Source organism: Cupriavidus taiwanensis, assembly GCF_900250115.1.
Lineage (GTDB): Bacteria > Pseudomonadota > Gammaproteobacteria > Burkholderiales > Burkholderiaceae > Cupriavidus > Cupriavidus taiwanensis_B.
In genome coordinates this window covers 1,351,942-1,371,668 of the sequence record NZ_LT984804.1, presented here as the reverse complement: position 1 = coordinate 1,371,668, position 19,727 = coordinate 1,351,942, and the positions used below count along the sequence as shown (strand labels likewise).

At 70.7% G+C, this 19,727-nt stretch carries 17 protein-coding genes and 1 pseudogene; 12 read left to right on the top strand and 6 right to left on the bottom strand.

Going from position 1 to position 19,727, the window contains the following annotated elements; translation table 11 throughout:
* The first annotated feature begins 2 nt into the window (after window positions 1–2).
* Window positions 3–1,220 carry an alpha-D-ribose 1-methylphosphonate 5-triphosphate diphosphatase gene (locus CBM2586_RS23025; RefSeq protein WP_115664493.1) on the top strand — a complete coding sequence of 406 codons (1,218 nt, stop codon included), beginning with the start codon at window positions 3–5 and terminating at the stop codon, window positions 1,218–1,220.
* Window positions 1,221–1,277: 57 nt separating this feature from the next.
* On the opposite strand, the gene CBM2586_RS23020 is transcribed toward CBM2586_RS23025, so the two are convergent.
* Complete coding sequence (locus CBM2586_RS23020) at window positions 1,278–2,111, bottom strand: IclR family transcriptional regulator (protein ID WP_115689987.1); 834 nt, start codon at window positions 2,109–2,111, stop codon at window positions 1,278–1,280.
* 179 nt (window positions 2,112–2,290) lie between these two features.
* On the opposite strand from CBM2586_RS23020, the pseudogene CBM2586_RS23015 reads away from it, so the two are divergent.
* Together CBM2586_RS23015 and CBM2586_RS23010 are read left to right on the top strand one after the other, a co-directional pair.
* Window positions 2,291–3,285 (top strand): annotated as a pseudogene (locus CBM2586_RS23015) (Bug family tripartite tricarboxylate transporter substrate binding protein).
* Window positions 3,286–3,372: 87 nt separating this feature from the next.
* Complete coding sequence (locus CBM2586_RS23010) at window positions 3,373–5,715, top strand: cytochrome P450/oxidoreductase (protein ID WP_115689985.1); 2,343 nt, start codon at window positions 3,373–3,375, stop codon at window positions 5,713–5,715.
* 9 nt (window positions 5,716–5,724) lie between these two features.
* Here CBM2586_RS23010 and CBM2586_RS23005 read toward each other — a convergent pair whose 3' ends face one another.
* Window positions 5,725–6,231 carry a GNAT family N-acetyltransferase gene (locus tag CBM2586_RS23005; protein WP_115664500.1) on the bottom strand — a complete coding sequence of 169 codons (507 nt, stop codon included), beginning with the start codon at window positions 6,229–6,231 and terminating at the stop codon, window positions 5,725–5,727.
* 166 nt (window positions 6,232–6,397) lie between these two features.
* On the opposite strand from CBM2586_RS23005, the gene CBM2586_RS23000 reads away from it, so the two are divergent.
* Window positions 6,398–6,961 (top strand): hypothetical protein, encoded by a 564-nt coding sequence (locus CBM2586_RS23000; RefSeq protein ID WP_115664502.1) that lies wholly within the window; start codon window positions 6,398–6,400, stop codon window positions 6,959–6,961.
* Between the two features lie 10 nt (window positions 6,962–6,971).
* Here CBM2586_RS23000 and CBM2586_RS22995 read toward each other — a convergent pair whose 3' ends face one another.
* Window positions 6,972–7,877, bottom strand: coding sequence for a LysR family transcriptional regulator (locus CBM2586_RS22995; RefSeq protein WP_115664503.1), 906 nt, complete (start codon window positions 7,875–7,877; stop codon window positions 6,972–6,974).
* A gap of 196 nt (window positions 7,878–8,073) precedes the next feature.
* Between CBM2586_RS22995 and CBM2586_RS22990 the strand changes: the two genes are divergently transcribed.
* From CBM2586_RS22990 to CBM2586_RS22965, 6 genes are all read left to right on the top strand, one after another.
* Window positions 8,074–10,065, top strand: a complete 1,992-nt coding sequence (locus CBM2586_RS22990; RefSeq protein ID WP_115689983.1) for an FUSC family protein — start codon at window positions 8,074–8,076, stop codon at window positions 10,063–10,065.
* Window positions 10,066–10,089: 24 nt separating this feature from the next.
* Window positions 10,090–10,308 carry a DUF1656 domain-containing protein gene (locus tag CBM2586_RS22985; protein ID WP_115689981.1) on the top strand — a complete coding sequence of 73 codons (219 nt, stop codon included), beginning with the start codon at window positions 10,090–10,092 and terminating at the stop codon, window positions 10,306–10,308.
* Window positions 10,305–11,213, top strand: a complete 909-nt coding sequence (locus CBM2586_RS22980; RefSeq protein ID WP_115664505.1) for an efflux RND transporter periplasmic adaptor subunit — start codon at window positions 10,305–10,307, stop codon at window positions 11,211–11,213. The genes CBM2586_RS22985 and CBM2586_RS22980 overlap by 4 nt, the downstream gene beginning before the upstream one ends.
* On the top strand, window positions 11,210–12,673 hold the full coding sequence (locus CBM2586_RS22975; protein WP_115689979.1) for an efflux transporter outer membrane subunit: 1,464 nt from the start codon (window positions 11,210–11,212) through the stop codon (window positions 12,671–12,673). The genes CBM2586_RS22980 and CBM2586_RS22975 overlap by 4 nt, the downstream gene beginning before the upstream one ends.
* A 181-nt stretch (window positions 12,674–12,854) precedes the next feature.
* Window positions 12,855–13,196 (top strand): hypothetical protein, encoded by a 342-nt coding sequence (locus tag CBM2586_RS22970; RefSeq protein ID WP_115664508.1) that lies wholly within the window; start codon window positions 12,855–12,857, stop codon window positions 13,194–13,196.
* Between the two features lie 124 nt (window positions 13,197–13,320).
* Window positions 13,321–13,656, top strand: coding sequence for a cupin domain-containing protein (locus tag CBM2586_RS22965; protein WP_115664510.1), 336 nt, complete (start codon window positions 13,321–13,323; stop codon window positions 13,654–13,656).
* A gap of 18 nt (window positions 13,657–13,674) precedes the next feature.
* On the opposite strand, the gene CBM2586_RS22960 is transcribed toward CBM2586_RS22965, so the two are convergent.
* The gene (locus CBM2586_RS22960) at window positions 13,675–14,559 is read right to left on the bottom strand and encodes a LysR family transcriptional regulator (protein WP_115664513.1); all 885 of its coding nucleotides are present in this window, start codon (window positions 14,557–14,559) and stop codon (window positions 13,675–13,677) included.
* Between the two features lie 125 nt (window positions 14,560–14,684).
* Between CBM2586_RS22960 and CBM2586_RS22955 the strand changes: the two genes are divergently transcribed.
* Window positions 14,685–15,116 (top strand): VOC family protein, encoded by a 432-nt coding sequence (locus tag CBM2586_RS22955; protein WP_115689977.1) that lies wholly within the window; start codon window positions 14,685–14,687, stop codon window positions 15,114–15,116.
* Between the two features lie 22 nt (window positions 15,117–15,138).
* On the opposite strand, the gene CBM2586_RS22950 is transcribed toward CBM2586_RS22955, so the two are convergent.
* Together CBM2586_RS22950 and CBM2586_RS22945 are read right to left on the bottom strand one after the other, a co-directional pair.
* Window positions 15,139–15,462 (bottom strand): thioredoxin family protein, encoded by a 324-nt coding sequence (locus tag CBM2586_RS22950; protein WP_115689975.1) that lies wholly within the window; start codon window positions 15,460–15,462, stop codon window positions 15,139–15,141.
* 124 nt (window positions 15,463–15,586) lie between these two features.
* Window positions 15,587–17,932 (bottom strand): ATP-dependent DNA helicase, encoded by a 2,346-nt coding sequence (locus CBM2586_RS22945; RefSeq protein ID WP_115664521.1) that lies wholly within the window; start codon window positions 17,930–17,932, stop codon window positions 15,587–15,589.
* 185 nt (window positions 17,933–18,117) lie between these two features.
* Between CBM2586_RS22945 and CBM2586_RS22940 the strand changes: the two genes are divergently transcribed.
* Window positions 18,118–19,725 (top strand): fatty acid--CoA ligase, encoded by a 1,608-nt coding sequence (locus CBM2586_RS22940; RefSeq protein ID WP_115664524.1) that lies wholly within the window; start codon window positions 18,118–18,120, stop codon window positions 19,723–19,725.
* Window positions 19,726–19,727 lie beyond the last annotated feature (2 nt).

Genomic DNA, 19,727 nt, shown 5'->3' with positions numbered 1-19,727 from the left:
ACATGCCTGCGACCTACCTGACCCACGCCACCCTGGTGCTGCCGGACCGCGTGCTGCATGACAGCGCGCTGCTGATCGAGGATGGCCGCATCGCCGCGATCGAGCCGGCACCCGCGGCCGTGCCCGCGCATGCCGCCGTGGTCGAACTGCATGGCCACACCGTGATGCCCGGCCTGGTGGACGTGCATTGCGACGCCATCGAGAAAGAGGTGGAGCCACGCGCCAGCGTGCTGTTCCCGCTGGACTTCGCGGTGGCGCAGGTCGACCGCCGCAATGCCGCGGCCGGCATCACCACGCCTTATCACGCACTGTCTTTCGCCGGCAACCAGTTCGGCGTGCGCAACGTCGACACCGCGGCCACGGTGGTGCGCACGATCGCCGCCTATCGCCAGCACAGCCTGGTCGACAACCGCATCCACTGCCGCTACGAGGTCACCGACGCCGGTGCCGTGCCGGTGCTGGAAGCGCTGATGGCCGCAGGCGTGGTCGACCTGCTCTCGGTGATGGACCACTCGCCCGGCCAGGGCCAGTTCAAGACCCTGGACGCCTACCTGGCCTACATGATGGGCAACCACGGCATGAGCCGCGACGCCGCCGCCGATGCCGCGCGCCAGAAGGCCGCCGCGCTGGAGGGCGCGCACGAGCGCGTCAACCGGCTGGTGGCCGCGGCGCACGCGCTCGGCATTCCCACCGCCAGCCATGACGACGATTCACCCCAGCGCATCGCCGCGATGCACGCGCTGGGGGTGCGCATGAGCGAGTTTCCGATCAACCTGGAGACGGCGCAGGCGGCCTGCGCGCGCGCGCTGCCAACCATCCTGGGCGCGCCCAACGTGCTGCGGGGCAAGAGCCAGAGCGGCTCGATGCGTGCCATCGACGCGATCCGGGCGGGCGCCGGCAACATCCTGTGCTCGGACTACCAGCCCTCCACCCTGATCGCCGCCGCGTATGCCGCCGGTCGCCAGGCCGGGCTGCCGCTGAACCGGGCGCTGGCGCTGGTCACCGCCCACCCCGCCGATGCCTGCCAGCTTGGCGACCGCGGCCGCCTGGCGCCGGGACTGCGTGCCGACGTGATCGCCGTCTCCGAGGTGGCCGGCCAGCCGCTGGTCACGCACACGTGGTCGGGCGGGCGACTGGTGTTTGCGGCGGGCTATCCGTCGCTGCGGCCCGCCGCCGATGCGGCCATGCCGCGCGGGACGGCGCTGCGCGCGGTGGCGTGACCGCGGAAGTGGCCAGCGCCTGCCCGGCGCTGCGCCCGGATGCGTCGGCCGCAGTGGTCACGCCGCGGGGTTGAACCCCAGCGCCGCGCTGACCGCGCGCGCCTCGTGCCGCACGGCGCTGCCGATGGGCCCGTCGATGGCGGGGTCGAAGCCGCCGGTGGCGCCCAGCGCGGTCAACACCGCGCACACGCGCCCGGTGTAGTCGCGCACCGGCGCGGCCACCGCGCTGATGCCGGTCAGGTTGGTGTCGCGCACCCAGGCGCAGTCATCGGCCTGCACGGCGCGGCGCAAGGCGCCGATGGGATCGCGGGCATCGAGCTGCGCCAGCCGCGCCGGGCCGGCGGCCGCCAGTTCTTCGCGGGCCTGCGCCTGCACCTGCTTTTCATCGAGCAAGCCCAGGAACACGCGCCCGGTGGCTGACCACAGCAGCGGCATCACCGAGCCCGCGCGCACGTTCACCGTGACCGGCAGGCCCGGCTCCTCGAAGCGCATGATGGTCGGGCCCTTGTTGCCCATCACCGCGACAAAGCAGGTCACCTCCAGGGTCTCGCGCAGCCGCACCAGCGATGCCTCGGCCAGCCGGATCGGATCGGCCTGGCGCATCGCGGCCATGCCGATCTGCAGGGCCTCGAAGCCAAGGTGGTACTGCTGCGTGCCCGGCTCCTGCGCCACCAGGTCTTCTTCCACCAGGCTGACCAGGTAGCGGTGCACCTTGGCCGGGCTTTCGTCGATGTGCGCGGCCAGCGCGGTCAGGCTGGCGCGTCCGCCGAGGCGGGCCAGGCCCTTCAGTACGGCCATGCCGGTGATGGCCGACTGCACGCGCTGGCGCCGTTCGCGGGGGCGGGTGGCGGTGGTCTCGATGACGGGTTCGGGACTTCTGGATCGGGGCATGACGGGACGGAGCTATGCGACTGATGCGGGGGTTCACGGCGACAGCGGACGATGCCACACCGTGACGGGGAGCCGGTTCAAGGTTAACCCGCATTCAATCATTACGCAATGCGTATATGATTTACGCAAATCAGAAAACCCGGGCCAGGACCCGGTCCATCCTTCAGGAGACAAGAACCATGCCCCGCCCCCGCTTTGCTCTTGCCGTGCGCCTGTCCCTTGGCGCGCTGACCTTGCCGATGCTGGCCGCGAACGCCGCCCACGCCGCCGATCCCTATCCGCCAAGCCGATCCGCTGGATCGTCCCGTACGCTGCCGGTGGTGGCTCGGATTTCCTCGCGCGCACCATCGGCCAGGGCCTGTCGGCCAAGGTGGGACAACCGGTGGTGGTGGACAACAAGCCCGGCGGCAATACCGCCATCGGCGCGGCCGAGACCGCGCGCGCGGCTGCCGACGGCTATACCGTGCTGTCGGCCGACAACGGCACGCTGGTGTTCAATCCCGTGCTGTACAAGTCGCTGTCCTACAGCCCTGCCAAGGACCTGGCCCCGGTGACGCTGCTGGGCCGCTTCCCGATGATCCTGGTGGTCGGTGCCGGCAGCCCGGCCAAGACGGCCAAGGAATTCATCGCGCAGGCCAAGGCCACGCAGGGCGGCATCAACTACGGCTCGGCCGGCGCGGGCAGCCCGCACCACCTGGCGATGGAGCTGCTGAAGGTGGAGGCCGGCCTGCCGATGACGCATGCGCCGTACCGCGGCGCCGCGCCCGCGCTGTCGGACGTGGCCGCCGGCCAGGTCGCCGCGATGATGGTGGACTACGCCGCCGGCGCCGGCTTCATCAAGGGCGGCAAGGTGCGCCCGCTGGCCGTGGCCAATGCCACCCGCCTGCCGCAGCTGCCGGAGGTGCCGACCTTCGCCGAGCTGGGCTATCCGCGCGTCGAAGCCGCCGCGCTGGTGGGCATGGTGGTGCCGGCCGGCACTCCGCCGGAGGTGATCAATGCGCTCAACAAGGACGTGGTCGCGGCCATCCGCGAGCCGGCCGTCAACAAGCGGCTGGTGGACTTCGGCGTCGAGCCCGTGGGCAATACGCCGGCGCAGTTCAGCGAGCTGCTGCGCAGCGAGTCCGGCCGCTGGACCAGGCTGATCCGCGACCTGAAGATCACGCTGGACAACTGAGTCCGGACGCAACACCGGCTGGCCTGCGGCACGCCCGGACGGCCAGCGCTTTTTGCCAGGCATCGATGCCTGCCAGGAGTCCGTAGCATGACCATCCCCTCCCCCGGCGCCGCCCGCGGCGGCTGTCCGATCGACCACAGCACGCTGACCGCACCCAACGGCTGCCCGGTCAGCCACAACGCGGCGCAGTTCGATCCCTTCGGCGACGGCTACCAGCAGGACCCGCCCGAATACGTGCGCTGGTCGCGCGAGCAGGAGCCGGTGTTCTACAGCCCGCAGCTGGGCTACTGGGTGGTCACGCGCTACCACGACATCAAGGCGATCTTCCGCGACAACCTGACCTTCAGCCCGTCGATCGCGCTGGAAAAGATCACCCCCACCGGCGACGAGGCCAACGCCGTGCTGGCCAGCTACGGCTACGCCATGAACCGCACCCTGGTCAACGAGGACGAGCCGGCCCACATGCCGCGCCGGCGCGCGCTGATGGCGCCGTTCACGCCTGCCGAACTGGCGCACCACGAGCCGCTGGTGCGGCGCCTGACGCGGGAGTATGTCGACCGCTTTATCGACGATGGCCGCGCCGACCTGGTCGACCAGATGCTGTGGGAGGTGCCGCTGACGGTGGCGCTGCATTTCCTGGGCGTGCCCGAGGAGGACATGGACCTGCTGCGCCAGTACTCCATTGCCCATACCGTCAACACCTGGGGCCGGCCGAAGCCGGAAGAGCAGGTGGCGGTGGCGCACGCGGTGGGCAACTTCTGGCAACTGGCCGGCCGCATCCTCGACAAGATGCGCGCCGACCCGTCCGGCCCGGGCTGGATGCAGTACGGGCTGCGCAAGCAGAAGGAACTGCCCGAGGTGGTGACCGACTCCTACCTGCATTCGATGATGATGGCCGGCATCGTCGCCGCGCACGAGACCACCGCCAACGCCTCGGCCAACGCCATCAAGCTGTTGCTGCAGCATCCGGACGCGTGGCGCGAGCTGTGCGAAGACCCCGCGCTGATTCCCAATGCGGTCGAGGAATGCCTGCGCCATAACGGCTCGGTGGCGGCGTGGCGCCGGCTGGTCACGCGCGACGCAGAAGTGGGGGGCATCCGCCTGCCGGCGGGCAGCAAGCTGCTGATCGTGACCTCGTCGGCCAACCATGACGAGCGCCATTTCGCCGACGCCGACCTGTTCGATATCCGCCGCGACAACGCCAGCGAGCAGCTGACCTTCGGCTACGGCTCGCACCAGTGCATGGGCAAGAACCTGGCGCGCATGGAGATGCAGGTTTTCCTGGAAGAACTGACGCGCCGGCTGCCACATATGCGCCTGGCCGAGCAGACCTTCACCTATGTGCCCAACACCTCGTTCCGCGGCCCCGAGCACCTGCTGGTGGAGTGGGACCCCGCGCACAACCCGGAGCGCCGCGACCCCGCCTTGCTGGTGGTGCGCCAGCCGGTGCGCATCGGCGAGCCGTCGGCGCACACCATCGCCCGCACGGTGGTGGTCGAGCGTGCCACGCCGGCCGCCGACGGTGTGCTGCGGCTGCGGCTGGTGGCGCCCGACGGCAAGCCGCTGCCGCGCTGGGCGCCGGGCTCGCATATCGACGTGGAATGCGGCGACACCGGGCTGTCGCGCCAGTATTCGCTGTGCGGCGACCCGGACGATGCGGCGGCGCTCGAGATCGCGGTGCTGCGCGATCCCGCCAGCCGCGGCGGCTCCGCCTGGCTCCATGGCAGCGTCAGCGCCGGTGACCGCCTGCGCATCCGCGGCCCGCGCAACCATTTCCGCTTCGACGAGCAATGCGGGCGGGCCATCTTCATTGCCGGCGGCATCGGCGTGACGCCGGTGAGCGCGATGGCGCGCCGCGCCCGCGCGCTCGGCATCGACTACGAGTTTCACTATTGCGGGCGCTCGCGCCGGGCCATGGCCATGCTCGACGAACTGCAGGCGCTGCACGGTGCGCGGCTGCAGGTCCACGCCAGCGACGAAGGCCGGCGCGCCGACTTCGGCAAGCTGCTGGCGCAGCCCGACCCGCACACCCAGATCTATGCCTGCGGCCCGCAGCGACTGCTGGATGCGCTGGCCGAATGCTGCGCGGCATGGCCGGCAGACGCGCTGCGGGTCGAGCATTTCGTCTCGCGGCTCGGCACCCTGGATGCATCGCAGGAGCAGCCCTTTACCGTGGAGCTGAAGGACTCCGGCCTGGTGCTGGAAGTGCCGGCCGGACAGACCCTGCTGGGCGCGCTGCGCGGCGCCAATATCGACGTCCAGAGCGACTGCGAGGAAGGCCTGTGCGGCTCGTGCGAGGTGCGTGTGCTGGCCGGCCAGGTCGATCACCGCGACGTGGTGCTGACGCGCGTCGAGCGCGACGCCAACCAGCGCATGATGGCGTGCTGCTCGCGCGCCTGCGGCGGCGGCCGGTTGGTGCTGGAACTCTGAGCGCCGGCCTCAGGCGGTGGCGTTGAAGGCGTCGTGATAGCTGACCGTACCGACCGCAGGGGCGCCGTCGAAGGCCAGCGCCTGGAAGTATTCCGGCGGCACGCCCGGCAGCACCAGTCCGGGCTGCGCGGCAAAGCCGAAGCGGCCGTAGTAGGCCGGCTCGCCCAGCACTACGCAGCCGGCCGCACCCTGGCGGCGCAATGCCGCCAGCGCGGCGCGCACCAGTTGCGCGCCGATGCCCTGCCCCTGCCGCGGCGGCACCACCGACAGCGGCCCCAGTCCATGCCATGCGGGCGCGCCGGAAGATATCGCGACCGGCGAGACCGCAACGTGCCCGACCAGCGCATCGCCGTCCTGCGCCACCAGCGACACCGTCAGCTGGCCGGCCCGGCGCAGCGCATTGACGATGAACGCCTCGGTCTGGCTGGCATGCGGTGCGCTCAGGAAGGCGGCAGTGGTCAGCCGGGCGATGGCGTCGGCATCGGCTGGTACCTCGGGGCGGATTTGCAGGGGCATGGCGATGGAGGCGGCGCGCAGGTCGGGCGGAACCGCGATTCTACCGCTGGCATGCCGGCACCGGCACGGCAAGCGCGCCGTTGCAACGTAGGACAAAGCCTGACAACGGCGGCAAGGACACAGGGCTAAAGTAGCAGCGCACCCGCCGCCCCGTTCTGTCTGCGTCATGCCCCCTTGCCCCGCCGCCGTCCACGCCGTTCCCGCCCCTGCTCTCTGCCGCTGGCGCCGCCCCGCCGTCCACCTCGGGCTGTCGTTGCTGGCGACGATCCTTGCCATTCCCGCCACGCAGGCCGCCACCGCGGCCGCGCCGCCGCCGCTGTCGGAGCTTGCCACGCTGCTGCTGGGCACGGTGCGCGGCAAGCCGACCGGCATGCGCGGGGTCACGCGCCTGACGACCGGCGACGCCGACCGCCAACTGCGCCTCGCCTGCCAGGAGCTGATGCGCGCGGGGCCGGTCGACCTCGACGACACCACGCGCTTTGACGGCTGCGTGGCCAGGCCCGGCAAGATCGTCGATTTCCACCTGAAGGTCTCCGGCATCGATGCCGGCCGCGACGACACCCGTGATTTCATGGCCACGGCCAAGCCGATCCTCGAGCGCGGCATCTGCCGCAACCCGGATGTGCCGGTGCTGGGCAAGCTGGGGATCCGGCTGCGTTATCACTATGCGGCGGGGCCGAAGCCGCTGGTGCTGCTCGACATCCCGCCCGACCAGTGCCGCGGCAAGTGAGCCGGCTGGCTCAGCCCGCGCGCCCGTTGCCCAGCACCTCTTCGCACACCGCCAGCCACGCCCGCGCGGCGTGCGACAGGTAGCGTCCCGGCGACCAGATATGGGCCATGGTCCAGTCGACCGCGGGTTCGGTCAGGCGCGCCATGGCCAGTGTGTCCTGGGCCTGCAGGCGCTCGGCCAGCGGCTGGGGCAGGAAGGTGGTGCCCAGCCCCGCCGCCGCCATCGACGCCAGGAAATCCCAGTGCCCGCTGCGCGCCACCACGCGCGGCTCGATGCGGGCCTCCAGGAAGGCCTGGCGCAGCTTGCGCGTCAGCGAGAAATCCTCGGTCAGCATCACCAGCGGCTCGTCGCGCAGCGCCGCCAGCGACACCGTGCGCCCGCGCGCCCAGGCCGCCTTGCGCGGCCCCACCGCCCAGATCGGATGGCGGCCGAACTGGCGCGTTTCCAGCGCCAGGCCGCTGTCGCCGGGCAGCACCGTGGCGCCCACCTCGAGCTCGCCGCTGGCCACCAGTTGCTCCACCACCTGGCCGCCGTGCTCGTCCAGCGTCAGTGACAGGTTGGGATAGCGCTGCCGGAACGCGCTGACCGCCGGCGAGAAAAACAGGTTGACCATCGGCGGGATGCCGACCGTCAGCTGCCCCCGCCCCAGCGACGACAGGTCGGAGACCTCCAGCGTCAGCCGGTGCACCACGCCCAGCGCCTCCTGGCCGCGCTCGTACACCACGCGGCCGACATCGGTCAGGCGCACGCTCTTGCCTTCGCGGATCAGCAGCGGCTGGCCGACTTCATCCTCGAGCTGGCGGACCATCTTGCTGATGGTCGACTGGGTCACGAACAGCGACGAGGCGGCCTGGGTAAAGCTGCGCAGCCGCGCGGTCTCGACGAAATAGCGCAGCGCGCGGATATCGATGGGCATGTTGGCGTGAAGGACGGACGCGCCGCCCCATGAAGAATACGAATGAACAAACCAATATTAAATCATGAAGGGAATGCGAAAGGTACGGCTACACTTCGCTCCCAACATGTCGCCCCGGCCCGGACCGCGCCCCCAATGAAGCGCGGAGCGGCAGGCGGCGGCAAGCGCCCCCAACTTCCCTACAAGACCCCGCTCCATGGCTAGCTGGCCGAATGCACGACAGTGGCTGTTCTCGCTGAAGGCATTCGCCGCCGCGATGCTCGCGCTCTACATCGCGCTGGCGCTGGGCCTGGCGCGGCCGTACTGGGCCATGGCGACGGTGTACTTCGTCTCGCACCCGCTCACCGGCGCGACCCGGTCCAAGGCGGCGTATCGCGTCGCCGGCACCGTGCTGGGCGCGACCGCCGCGGTGGCGACGGTGCCGCAACTGGTCAATATGCCGATCATGCTGATGGGCGCGATCGCGCTGTGGATCAGCGTGCTGGTGTACCTGTCGCTGCTGCAGCGCACGCCGCGCAGCTACGTGTGCCTGCTGGCGGCCTACACGCTGCCGATCGTGGCCTTGCCGGCGGTGAGCCAGCCGGCGCAGATCTTCGATATCGCCGTGGCACGGATCGAGGAGATCGTGATCGGCATCGTCTGCGCCGGACTGGTGGGCTCGGTGGTGTTGCCGGCCAAGGTCGCCCTGGCGCTGCGCGCGCGTGCCGAGACCTGGCTGGCCGACGCCGCCGCGTGGGCCTCGGACCTCCTCCTTGGCAGCCCGCGCGCCGACCACAGCCGCCACCGGCTGGCCGCCGACATCCTGCAACTGGACCAGCTGATCAGCCAGCTGGCCTATGACACCGAAGGCAGCCACACACTGCGCCATGCGCGCGCGCTGCGCCGGCGCATGACCATGCTGATGCCGCTGCTGTCGTCGCTGGACAGCGTGCTGCAGGCGCTGCGCTGCCACCCCGGCGGCATCCCCGCGGACCTGCGCGCGGCGCTGGCGGCGACGGCCGCCTGGCTCGCCGGCGACGCCGCCACCGCGCCTGCCGCCGCGCACGCAGGCCTGGGGCGCGCTTCCGGGCCCGGCCCGGGCGGCTGGCATGAGCGCCTTGCCGCCACGGCGCTCGACCAGTTGCAGCGCCTCTGCGCCCTGTACGGCGAATGCCGCGCCCTGCAGCAAGGCATCGGCGACCACCGCGCCGGCACGCCGCTGCCGCGCGGCGAGGCCGGGACGGAAGCCGCGGGCCTTCACCATGACCACGGCATGCTGCTGTTCGGCGCCGTGTCGAGCGGACTGGCGGTGTTCTGCGCCGGGCTGCTGTGGATCTTGTCGGGCTGGGAGGATGGCGCGGGAGCGGTGGTGGTGGCTTCGATCGCGTGCTGCTTCTTTGCCGCGGTCGACGAGCCGCGGCGCATGGCCGGCGCCTTCGTGCGCTGGAGCGCGATCTGCCTGCTGATTTCGTCCGGCTACCTGTTCCTGGTGGTGCCGCATGCGCACACCTTCGAAGCGCTGGCCGCGCTGCTGGCGCTGCCCTATCTCGGCATCGGCCTGCTGATTTCGCGGCCGGGGTTCCAGCTGATCGCGATGCTGCTGTCGGTCAACACCGCCGCCTTCGCCAACGTGCAGGCGGTGTTCGACGCGGACTTCCTCGCGTTTTTCAATACCTGCCTGGCCAGCGCCGTGGCCATGCTGTTCGCGCCGCTGTGGTCGGTGGCGGCACGCCCGTTCGGCGCGCGCGCCGCGGCACGGCGGCTGGTGCGCGCCAGCTGGCACGATCTGGCGCAGGCCGCCACGATGCGCGCCAGCGATGGCGATGCGCGGCTGGGCGCGCGCATGCTGGACCGCCTGGGCCAGCTGGTGCCGCGCCTGGGCGCGGCCGGCGATCCCTTGTCCGCGGACGGCTTCCATGCGCTGCAGGTCGGCTATTGCGCGCTGGCGCTGCACCAGGCGCTGCCGGAGCTGCCGCCGCCGGCGCGCAAGCTGGTGCGCCGCGTGCTGGCCGCGGTGGCGCGGCATTTCCGCGCCCAGCTGCGCGCGGGCCGGCGCGTACCGGCACCGGCGGGCCTGGGCGCCGCCGTGGACGAGGCCATGGCAGCGGTGGCGGCGAGCGGCCACGCCGGCCAGCGCGGCACGCTGGGCGCGCTGGTGGTGCTGCAGGTCACGCTGCTCCCGCTGTTGGCCATGTCCCCGTCCCGCTGATCCACACGAGCTGCGCTGCACCTCATGCTTAGTGAAATCGACCTCTACGGCGTGTTCGTCCCCGGCGTGCTGGTGCTGGCCGTGCTCGCCTTTGCCGTGGCCACGGCAATCCGCATGGTGCTCGCCGCACTCGGCTGCTACCGCCATATCTGGCACCGCTCGCTGTTCAACCTTTCCCTCTATGTGATCGTCCTGGGCGCCGTCGCCGCCGTGTTTGCCGCGCTGCCCGGACTGCCATCATGACCTTCCGACTCCGACCCTTGCTTCCGGTGCTGCCGACTCTGCTGGCCGCCATTGCCGCGCTGCTGGTGCTGCGCCACCTGTGGGACTACTACACTGCTGCGCCCTGGACCCGCGACGGCCATGTGCGTGCCGACATCGTCCAGGTGGCGCCAGATGTCTCGGGGCTGGTCACGCGCGTGCTGGCGCGCGACAACCAGTACGTCGAGCGCGGCGAAGTCCTGTTCGAGATCGACCGTGACCGCTACGCGCTTGCCCTGCAGCAGGCGCAGGCAACGCTTGCGACCCAGCGTGCCGCGCTGGCGCAGGCGCGCCGCGAAGCCGCGCGCAACCGCGAACTGGACGGCGTGGTCGCCGCCGAAGTCGCGGAACAGGGGCGTGCGCGCGTGGAGCAAGGCCAGGCCGCGCTGGCGCAGGCCGAGGCCGCGGTCCGGCTGGCCCGGCTGAACCTGCAGCGCACCAGCGTGCGCAGCCCGGTGGCGGGCTATCTCAACGACCGGCTGCCGCGCCTGGGCGACTACGTGTCGACCGGGCGGCCGGTGCTGTCGATGGTCGATGCCGGATCCTTCCACGTGGAAGGGTATTTCGAGGAAACCAGGCTGCACCGCATCCATGTCGGCAGCACGGTCGACGTGCATATCATGGGCGAGCCCCGCCACCTGCGCGGCCATGTGCAGAGCATCGCCGCCGGCATCGAAGACCGCGACCGCAGCGCGGGTTCCAACCTGCTGCCCAACGTCAATCCCACCTTCAACTGGGTCCGGCTGGCGCAGCGCGTGCCGGTGCGCATCGTGCTGGAAGACGTGCCCGCCGACGTGCGCCTGGTGTCGGGGCGAACCGCCACCGTGGCGGTGCGCGAAACGTCGGCAGACGGGGGCGCCGCGCGCAGCGCGGGGCCGCGATCGTGAGGCCGCGCCGTGCCTGGGCGGCGTGCCTGTGCGCATGCCTGAGCGCCTGCACCACGGTGGGACCGGACTATCGCGTGCCCGATCGCGCGGCGGTGCGCGAGGCCGCGGCCAATGGGCCGTTGCAGGCAGCACAGGCACCGCACGTGGCGCTCGCTCCCGTGCCCGACGACTGGTGGAGCCTCTATGACGACGAACGGCTCGACCGGCTGGTCACGCAGGCGCTGGCGGCAAACACCGACATCCGCGCGGCCGGCGCCAACCTGCGTCGCGCGCTGGCGCTGCTGCACGAAGTCGAAGCCGAAAACCTGCCGCAGGGCAGCGCCGGCGCCGGCGTGTCGCGCGCGCAGTTGTCGGGGGAGAGTTTCTTGCAGCAGGCCCAGCCACCGGTGTTCAACCTGGGCGACGTGGGCCTGGGCGCTTCCTACCTGATCGACTTCTTCGGCAAGCTGGCGCGCGCCGACGAGGCCGCGCTGGCCGGTGCGCAGGCCAGCGAGGCGACACTGGACCTGGTGCGCGTCACCGTGGCGGCGCAGACCGTGCGCGCCTACGTGCAAGGTTGCGCCGCCACGCATGACCTGCACGCAGCCACGCAACAATTGGCGCTGCAGCAGCGCACGCTGGATGCCACCCGCCGCGTGCACGCAGCGGGCCGCGCCGGGCCCGCCGAGGTGGCGCGCGAACGTGCCCGCACCGAAGCGCTGCGCGCCGCCCTGCCCCCGCTGCAGGCTGCGCGCAGTGCGGCGCGATACCGGCTGGCGATGTTGCTGGGCCAGGCGCCAGCGGCGCTGCCGGAGGCCGATGTGGCCTGCGAGGCCGAGCCCGTGCTGCGCGCGCCGCTGCCGGTCGGCGACGGCGCCGCGCTGCTGCGCCGGCGGCCCGATGTGCGTCAGGCCGAGCGCGAACTCGCCGCCGCCACCGCGCGCATCGGCGTGGCCACGGCAGACCTGTATCCATCGATCCGCATCGGTGCCAGCGCCGGACTGACCGGCGTGCTGAGCCACCTTGGCAGCGGGCCCACGGCGCGCTGGAGCCTGGGGCCGCTGCTGAGCTGGAGCTGGCCCACCAATGGCGTGCGGCATCGCATCCATGGCCTCGAAGCCGATGCGGATGCCGCCCTGGCGCGCTTCGACGGCGTGGTGCTGCGCGCGCTGCAGGAAACCGAGACCGCGCTGGCGGCCTACCGGCGTGAACTGGAACGCCACGCGGCCCTGCATGCCGCCGCAGAGCACGCCGCACAGGCCGCGCGGCAGCAGCGCCGGCTATGGGCGGCGGGGCGCTTGCCCTATCTGGCGCAGCTCGACGCCGAGCGCGACCTCGCCGCCGCCGAGGCGATCCTGGCGACCTCCGCAGGCGCGGTTGCCGCGCGGCAGGTCGACCTGTTCCTGGCCCTCGGTGGCGGCTGGCAAAGCGCGCGCAGCCTGGCCGCCGCTCCCCGCATCGATAATGAAAAAAACGACTGAATCATGGAAAGTTAAATCATCACCTGAATAGATCCGGGTGACTACACTTCGTCCCGTGCCGCGCGAAACCCCAGGCGCGGCACCGCCCCAAAGGCGAATCCGGACGGCGCAGGCGGCAAACCCGCCAGGCTTGCGCGGCCCCGTACGGGCCTATCGTTCTCCAATCTGAAAAACAGCAGACATGCACAAAAACGCTCTCAAAGCCCTTCTTGCCACGTCCCTCTGCCTCGCAGCAATCAACGCCGCCACCCCCGCCATGGCGCAAGGCCTGAACGATCGCGGCGTTGCCGCTGACCGCCACGGCTACGCCCTGCACAACGGCAAGCGCGACCCCTTCACCGACGGCGCGCGCGTCGACGGCCAGCGCGACCCCTTCACCGATGGCGCGCGCGCCAATGGCCAGCGTGACCCGTTCACCGATGGTGCCAACCGCGCCGCCGGCCTGGATGTTGCAGGACTGGACCGCAGCGGTGTTTCCGCGGCGCCGGCCCATGGCGGCGCACGCGCTGGCGCCGCGGCCTGATCTGGCGGCGACACCACGCTGCGTGCTACTGATGCGCGCCCTCCGGTGCTAGATTGAGAAGGCGTGCCGTCGCCCGGCGCCGGCGCGCCTGACAAGCCACCCCACCAGACGCGAGGAGCCGCGCATGTCCCTTCCCCATCTTGCTTCCGGACAGATCGCCAGCGTGCTGCCCCTGGGCGCGCGGCTGGACCAGACCGCCACCCAGGCCCTGTTCAAGGAAGGTCCCCTCGAAGTGATGCGGCTGGTGCTGAAAGCCGGCAAGCATGTGCCGCCTCATGCGGTGGACGGACCGATGACCGTGCAATGCCTCGAAGGCGAGGTCCGTGTCCGGGTCGACGGCTCCGAACGCCAGCTGCACCAGGGCGACCTGCTGTACCTGGGACCTTGCGTGCGCTACGACGTGACGGCGGTGTCAGATGCTTCGGTGCTGGTGACGATGGTGTTGCCAGGCAGCGTCTGAGCCTGCACTAAGCCTTCCCTAAGCCTCGCCTCGCTGCCAGCGCGCGCTCGCCGCGACGAAGGCATCGATCAGCGCCGCGACCGGAGCGCGGCGCAGCGCCGCTTCACGCACCAGCACGCCCACCTCGCGATGCAGCGGCCCGCCCGGCAGCGGCACCTGGATCACGCCGGCCGCCTCGCGCAGCGGCACCAGCTCGGCCGGAATGATCGCGCAGCCCAGGCCCGCCGCCACCATCTGCAGGATCACCGCGGGCTCGTCCAGTTCCATCCCCTCCCTGACCCAGAGCCGCTGCCGCTTCAGGTAGCGGTCCACCAGCTGGCCGCCGGTGCTGTGGCGGTTGTAGCGAATAAACGGCAGCGCCTCGAGCAGCGCGCGCAGCTCCTGCGGCGAGCCCGCCGGCGCGATGCCGACGAAGCGCTCCCGCACCAGCGGCACCCACTTCAGGTCGGGCGGCAAACCCAGGCGCGGCCGGATCAGCACGGCCACGTCGAGTTCGCGCGCATCGACCTGCGTCAGCAACTGGGTCGACATGCCGGGCACCACGTTGACGTGGGAGTCCGGAAAGCGCTGGCGGAAATGCCGCATCGCCTCCGCCAGCAAGGTGGCCTGCACCGTGGACACCGCGCCCAGTTCGACCGGCGCGGCGTCGGCGTGCGGGCCGGCGCGGTCCTTCATCGCGGCGTAGAGCTCGACCAGGCGCCGTGCCTCCGGCAGCAGCCGCTGCCCGGCTTCGCTGAGCGCGACCGACTTGCCGGTGCGCTCGAACAGGCGGCAGTCAAGGTCTTCCTCGAGGCGCCGGATCTGCGTGCTGACGGCCGACTGGGTCAGCGCCAGCCGCGCCGCCGCGGCGGAAAACGATCCGCTTTCGGCAGCCGTCAGGAAGGTCTGGAAGTAGCGGATCATCTATCGAATTTTTTGATGCTCAGGGCAAAAATGATTCGCTTCATATTACGGCTTGTGCTGACTACAATCAATCCGCTGGCCGCTCCCCGGCCCGCCCGGAACCTCTCCCTCCACAAGACAGCCCCATGAGCACGACTCCCCCCATCCCCTTGTTCCACCTGGCGTTTCCCGTGCGCGACCTGGCCGAGGCGCGCAATTTCTATGGTGGCCTGCTGGGCTGCCCGGAAGGCCGCAGTTCCGACGCGTGGGTGGATTTCAATTTCTATGGCCACCAGGTGGTGGCGCACCTGTCGCCCGAGGAATGCGGCCATCGTGCTACCAGCGCCGTCGATGGCGACGATGTGCCGGTGCGCCATTTCGGCGCGATCCTGCCGATGGACCAATGGGAGGCGCTGGCCGTCCGCCTGCGCGCGGCCGGCACGCAGTTCGTGATCGAGCCGCACGTGCGCTTCAAGGACCAGGTTGGCGAGCAGGCCACCATGTTCTTCCTGGACCCGTCGGGCAACGCGCTGGAGTTCAAGGCCTTTGGCGACCTGAGCCAGGTGTTCGCCAAATAAGCCGGCGCCAGCCCGTGGCTGGTCAGGCGATGCGGCGCATCGCTTCGCGGATCGGCTCGGCCTCGGTCGGACGCACCAGCCTGGCCACTTCCTGGCCGTCGCGCAGGAATACCAGCGTCGGCCACAGCTTGATGCGGAACGACCGGCCCAGCGGGCGTCCGCTGCCGTCTTCGATCTTCAGGTGGCGCAGATCGGGATGCACGGCAAAGGCCTCCGCCAGCGCCGGCTGGGTGCGCTGGCAATAGCCGCACCACGGCGCGCCGAACTCCAGCACGGTGGCGCCGGACAGCGTGTCCACTTCGGTGCGGCTCGGCTCGGTGGCGGCATAGTGTTGGGTCATCGGCATGGTGTTTCCTTTCGGTTGGCGCGTGATGGTCTGCCAGCCAGATTCGTTCCAGGCCGGCGCGAGGCCGACGTGAGGCGGGCTTACGGCAGCAGCATGCCGCATCCGCGGCGCCACCGTGTAATTTCTACGCCGCCGGCGCGATTTCGCACCTGCTCTCCCACCCGATTTCCCACCACGACGGCAGCAGCTCCCGCACCTCCGGCGCGGCAAAGCGATCATCGATCAGATACAGCACGCCCTGGTCCTGCTGCGTGCGAATCACCCGGCCGGCCGCCTGCACCACCTTGCGCAGCCCGGGATACAGGTAGGCATAGGCGTAGCCCTGGCCGAACGCCTGCTCCATGCGCGCGCGAAACTGCTCGTTGACGGGATTGAACTGCGGCAGCCCAAGCGTGGCGACGAAGGCGCCGATCAGGCGCTCGCCCGGCAGGTCGACGCCCTCGGCAAAGGCGCCGCCGAGCACCGCAAAACCGATGCCCTCGCCGCCTTCCGCAAAGGCCTGCAGGAACGCCGCCTGCGCGGCTTCGTCCATGCCCCGCGCCTGGACCCAGTGCGGGATCTCCGGGTGCGCCGCGGCAAAGCGCGCGACCGCCTGCTGCAGGTATTCGTGGCTGCTGAAGAAGGCCAGGTAGTTGCCCCGGCGCGCGCGGAACTGCTGCGCCATCAGCGCCACGATCGCCGGCAGCGACTGCGCGCGCCGCGCATAGCGGGTGGAGATGCGCGCGGCAATGCGCACCGACAGCTGGTCGGCCCGGAACGGCGCTGGCACTTGCACGCGTGCGCAATCGGCCGGCAGGCCCAGCGTGTCCAGGTAAAAGCCCGCGGGATCGAGGGTCGCGGAAAACAGCGTGACCGAATGCGCGGCGGCAAGCCGCGGGCGCAGGAACGGGGCCGGGATGACATTGCGCAGGCAAAGCCGCGCATGGTGGCCACGGCGGCGCGGCGCGCGCTGGATATCGAACAGGGAATGCGCATCGAGCTGTTCGGCCAGGCGGCCGAAATGCAGCGCGTCGAAGTAAAATCGTTGCAGCGCCGGATCATGCGCGCCCGGATGCTCTGTCAGGTAAGCCAGCGCCGCCTCACAGCATTCGTCCAGCGCACGGCGAAAGACCGCGGGCACCTCCGGCAGGACCTGGTAGGCTTCATCGCCCTGGCGCGCAAGAACATTCCACTGGCGCGCGAGCCGGGCCAGCGGCCGGGCCAGCGGCGCCGGCGCGCCGCGGCGCAGGTCGCGCAGCGCTTGCGGATCCAGCTCGGCCGTGTACATCGCGCGGCCGCGCTCGACCAGATTATGGGCCTCGTCCACCAGCACGCTCGCGCGCCAGCCATTGGCGACGGTCAGCGCATACAGCATCGCGCTGCGGTCGAAGTAGTAGTTGTAGTCGGCCACCACCACGTCGCTCCACCGCACCAGCTCCTGTGCCAGGTAGTAAGGGCAGATCGCATGCTCGCGCGCCAGCTCCCGCACCGCGCTCCGGTCGCGCACCGGCATGGCGCGGGCCGCTTCGCGCGCGGCCGGCAGGCGGTCATAGAAGCCGCGCGCCAGCGGACACGATTCGCCATGGCAGGCCAGTTCAGGATGTTCGCAGGCCTTGTCGCGCGCGGTCAGTTCGAGCACGCGCAGCGGCTGCGCGCCATGGCCGCGCAGTGCTGCGGCGGCGTGCAGCGCCACCCCGCGCCCGGTGGAACGCGCCGACAGGAAGAACACCTTGTCGAGTCCCTGCCCCGGCATGGCCTTGAGCACCGGGAACAGCGTCCCGACCGACTTGCCGATGCCGGTTGGCGCCTGCGCCAGCAGGTGGCGACCGGCGCGGTTGGCGTTGTACACCGCCTGGGCCAGTTCGCGCTGGCCCGGGCGGAAACCCTGGTGCGGAAACGCCAGCTGCGCCAGCGCGGCATCGCGCGCCTGCCGGTGCGCTAGTTCGGCCTGGGCCCAGTGCAGGAAGCGCTCGCACGACTCGACAAAAAACGCCTCGAGCGCCGGCGCGTCGAAATGCGCCACGACCGGGTGCTCGCGCTGGCTGACGATGTCGAAATAGACCACCGCGATCTCCAGCCCGGGCAGGCCCAGCTTGCGGCAAAGCAGGCAGCCATAGATTTTTGCCTGGGCCCAATGCAGGTGGCGGTGGTTGTCCGGCACGGCGGCGTCGCCGCGAACCGTCTTGATTTCCTCCAGCCGGTTGGCGGCGGGATCGTAGCCGTCGGCACGGCCCCGGACTCGGAGTGGACCGAAATCCGCGGACAGCGCCAGCTCCGCCTGATAGCCCGCGCCGCGCCGGCCGGTGACGACGCCATGGCCCGCGACCCCTTCCTGCGCCGACGGCGTCGGCACGAAGCGCAGGTCCAGGTCGCCCGCCTTGGCGGTGAACTCGCACAGCGCACGGACGGCGACGACGTACGCGGGCTGCGCCGGCGCGGCGGACGGTGCGGGCGTAACTGGAGGGGGCGAGGTGACGGCGGACACAGACAAAGGGCACGGCGGAAACTGTACAAATATACAGTAGCGGCCTGGCCGGGAAGCGGCGTTACCGCTCGACTGGCATAAAGAAAGAGCAAATCGTTATTTCCATGTGCCCCGCACGCCGCTCTATATTGTCCGGCTGACAAGACAACAACGCCTGCCTGCCCGGCAGCGGACATGACCGGAGCCCGACCTTGACCCGCGGCATCACCCTTGGCGACACCCTTGCCTGGCCCGCGCGCAACCTGCCGCACAAGACCGCGCTGGTCAGCGGCATCGGCGCCGCACGGCGCGCCTGGACCTATGCGCAGCTGGATGCCGAGGTCAATCGCCACGCGCATGCCTTGCAGTCGCTCGGCATCGGCAAGGGCGACGTGGTGGCGGCCTTCCTCTACAACACGCCGGCTTTCGTCTTTACGCTGCTGGCCACGGCCCGCCTCGGCGCGGTATTCAACCCGGTCAACTACCGCCTGGCCGCGCAGGAGCTGGCCTACATCCTCGACGACGGCGGCGCCAGGGCGGTGCTGTTCGAACGGGAAGGCGCGGCCGTGGTGGAAAAGGCCGCCGAGCTGGCGCCTGGCACCGCACTGCGGATATATGCCGGCACCGAGGCCGCCACCGACACCGACGCCGACACAGACGCCAAACCCGCCTTCGCTACGCACCGGCTCGATACGCTGGCGGCAGGCCAGCCCGACACGCCGCCGGCGGTGCAGGTCGATGAGAACGACCCCTGCATCCTGATGTACACCAGCGGCACCACCGGCCGGCCCAAGGGCGTCATGCACAGCCATCGCAGCAAGCTGCAGCACAACGCAATGATGCACCAGGCCATGATGCTGTCGCGCGAGGATGTTGGCCTGTCGATCGCGCCGCTGAACCACACTGCCGAGCTGCACACCAGCTTCCTGCCGCGCCTGCAGGTCGGTGCCACCCAGGTGCTGCAGCGCCGCTTCGACGCAGGCGAGGCCTGGCAACTGGTGCAAGCCGAGGGCGTCACGCACTTCTTCGCCGCGCCGACCATGATCGGCATGCTGCTCGACCATCCGGACGCCGGAAGCCGCAACCTGTCCTCGCTGCGGCTGGTGGAGTATGGCGGCGCATCGATGGCGCCGCACCTGATCCGCGAATGGGACCGCAAGGTCGGCGCCGGGCTGGTGCAGGTGTACGGCACCACGGAAATGGGACCGTGCATGTCGGTGCTCTACCCGCATGAGCAACTGAGCCGCGCCGGCTCTGCCGGCCTGCCCGCGCTTGGCCACGAACTGGTGGTCGCAAGGCTGCGCGAGGACGGCGCACCGACCGATCCGTCGCAGCCTTGCGCGCCCGGCGAAGTCGGCGAAGTGCTGGTGCGCGGCCCGTGCATGATGCAGGGCTACCTGAACCGCCCGGACGCCAACGCGCGCGCGCTGGCGCACGGCTGGTACCACACCGGCGACCTCGGCAGCGTGGACGACGACGGCTACCTGTGGATCCGCGACCGCATCGACTACATGATCAATTCCGGCGCCGAGAACGTCTATCCGCGCGAGGTGGAAGACGCCCTGATCGAACATCCCGGCGTGCTCGAAGTCGCGGTGCTGGGCGAGCCCGATGCCACCTGGGGCCAGGTGGTCGGCGCCTATGTGGTGGCGCGCGGCGAGGCCGCGCTGAGCGCGGCACAGCTCGATGCCTTCCTGCTGCAAGGCGATCGGCTGGCGGCCTACAAGCGCCCGCGCCGCTACCATTTCCTGGCAGCGCTGCCCAAGACCACCAGCGGCAAGATCCAGAAACACCTGCTGCGCGCGGGCGGCGCGGCCTGAAC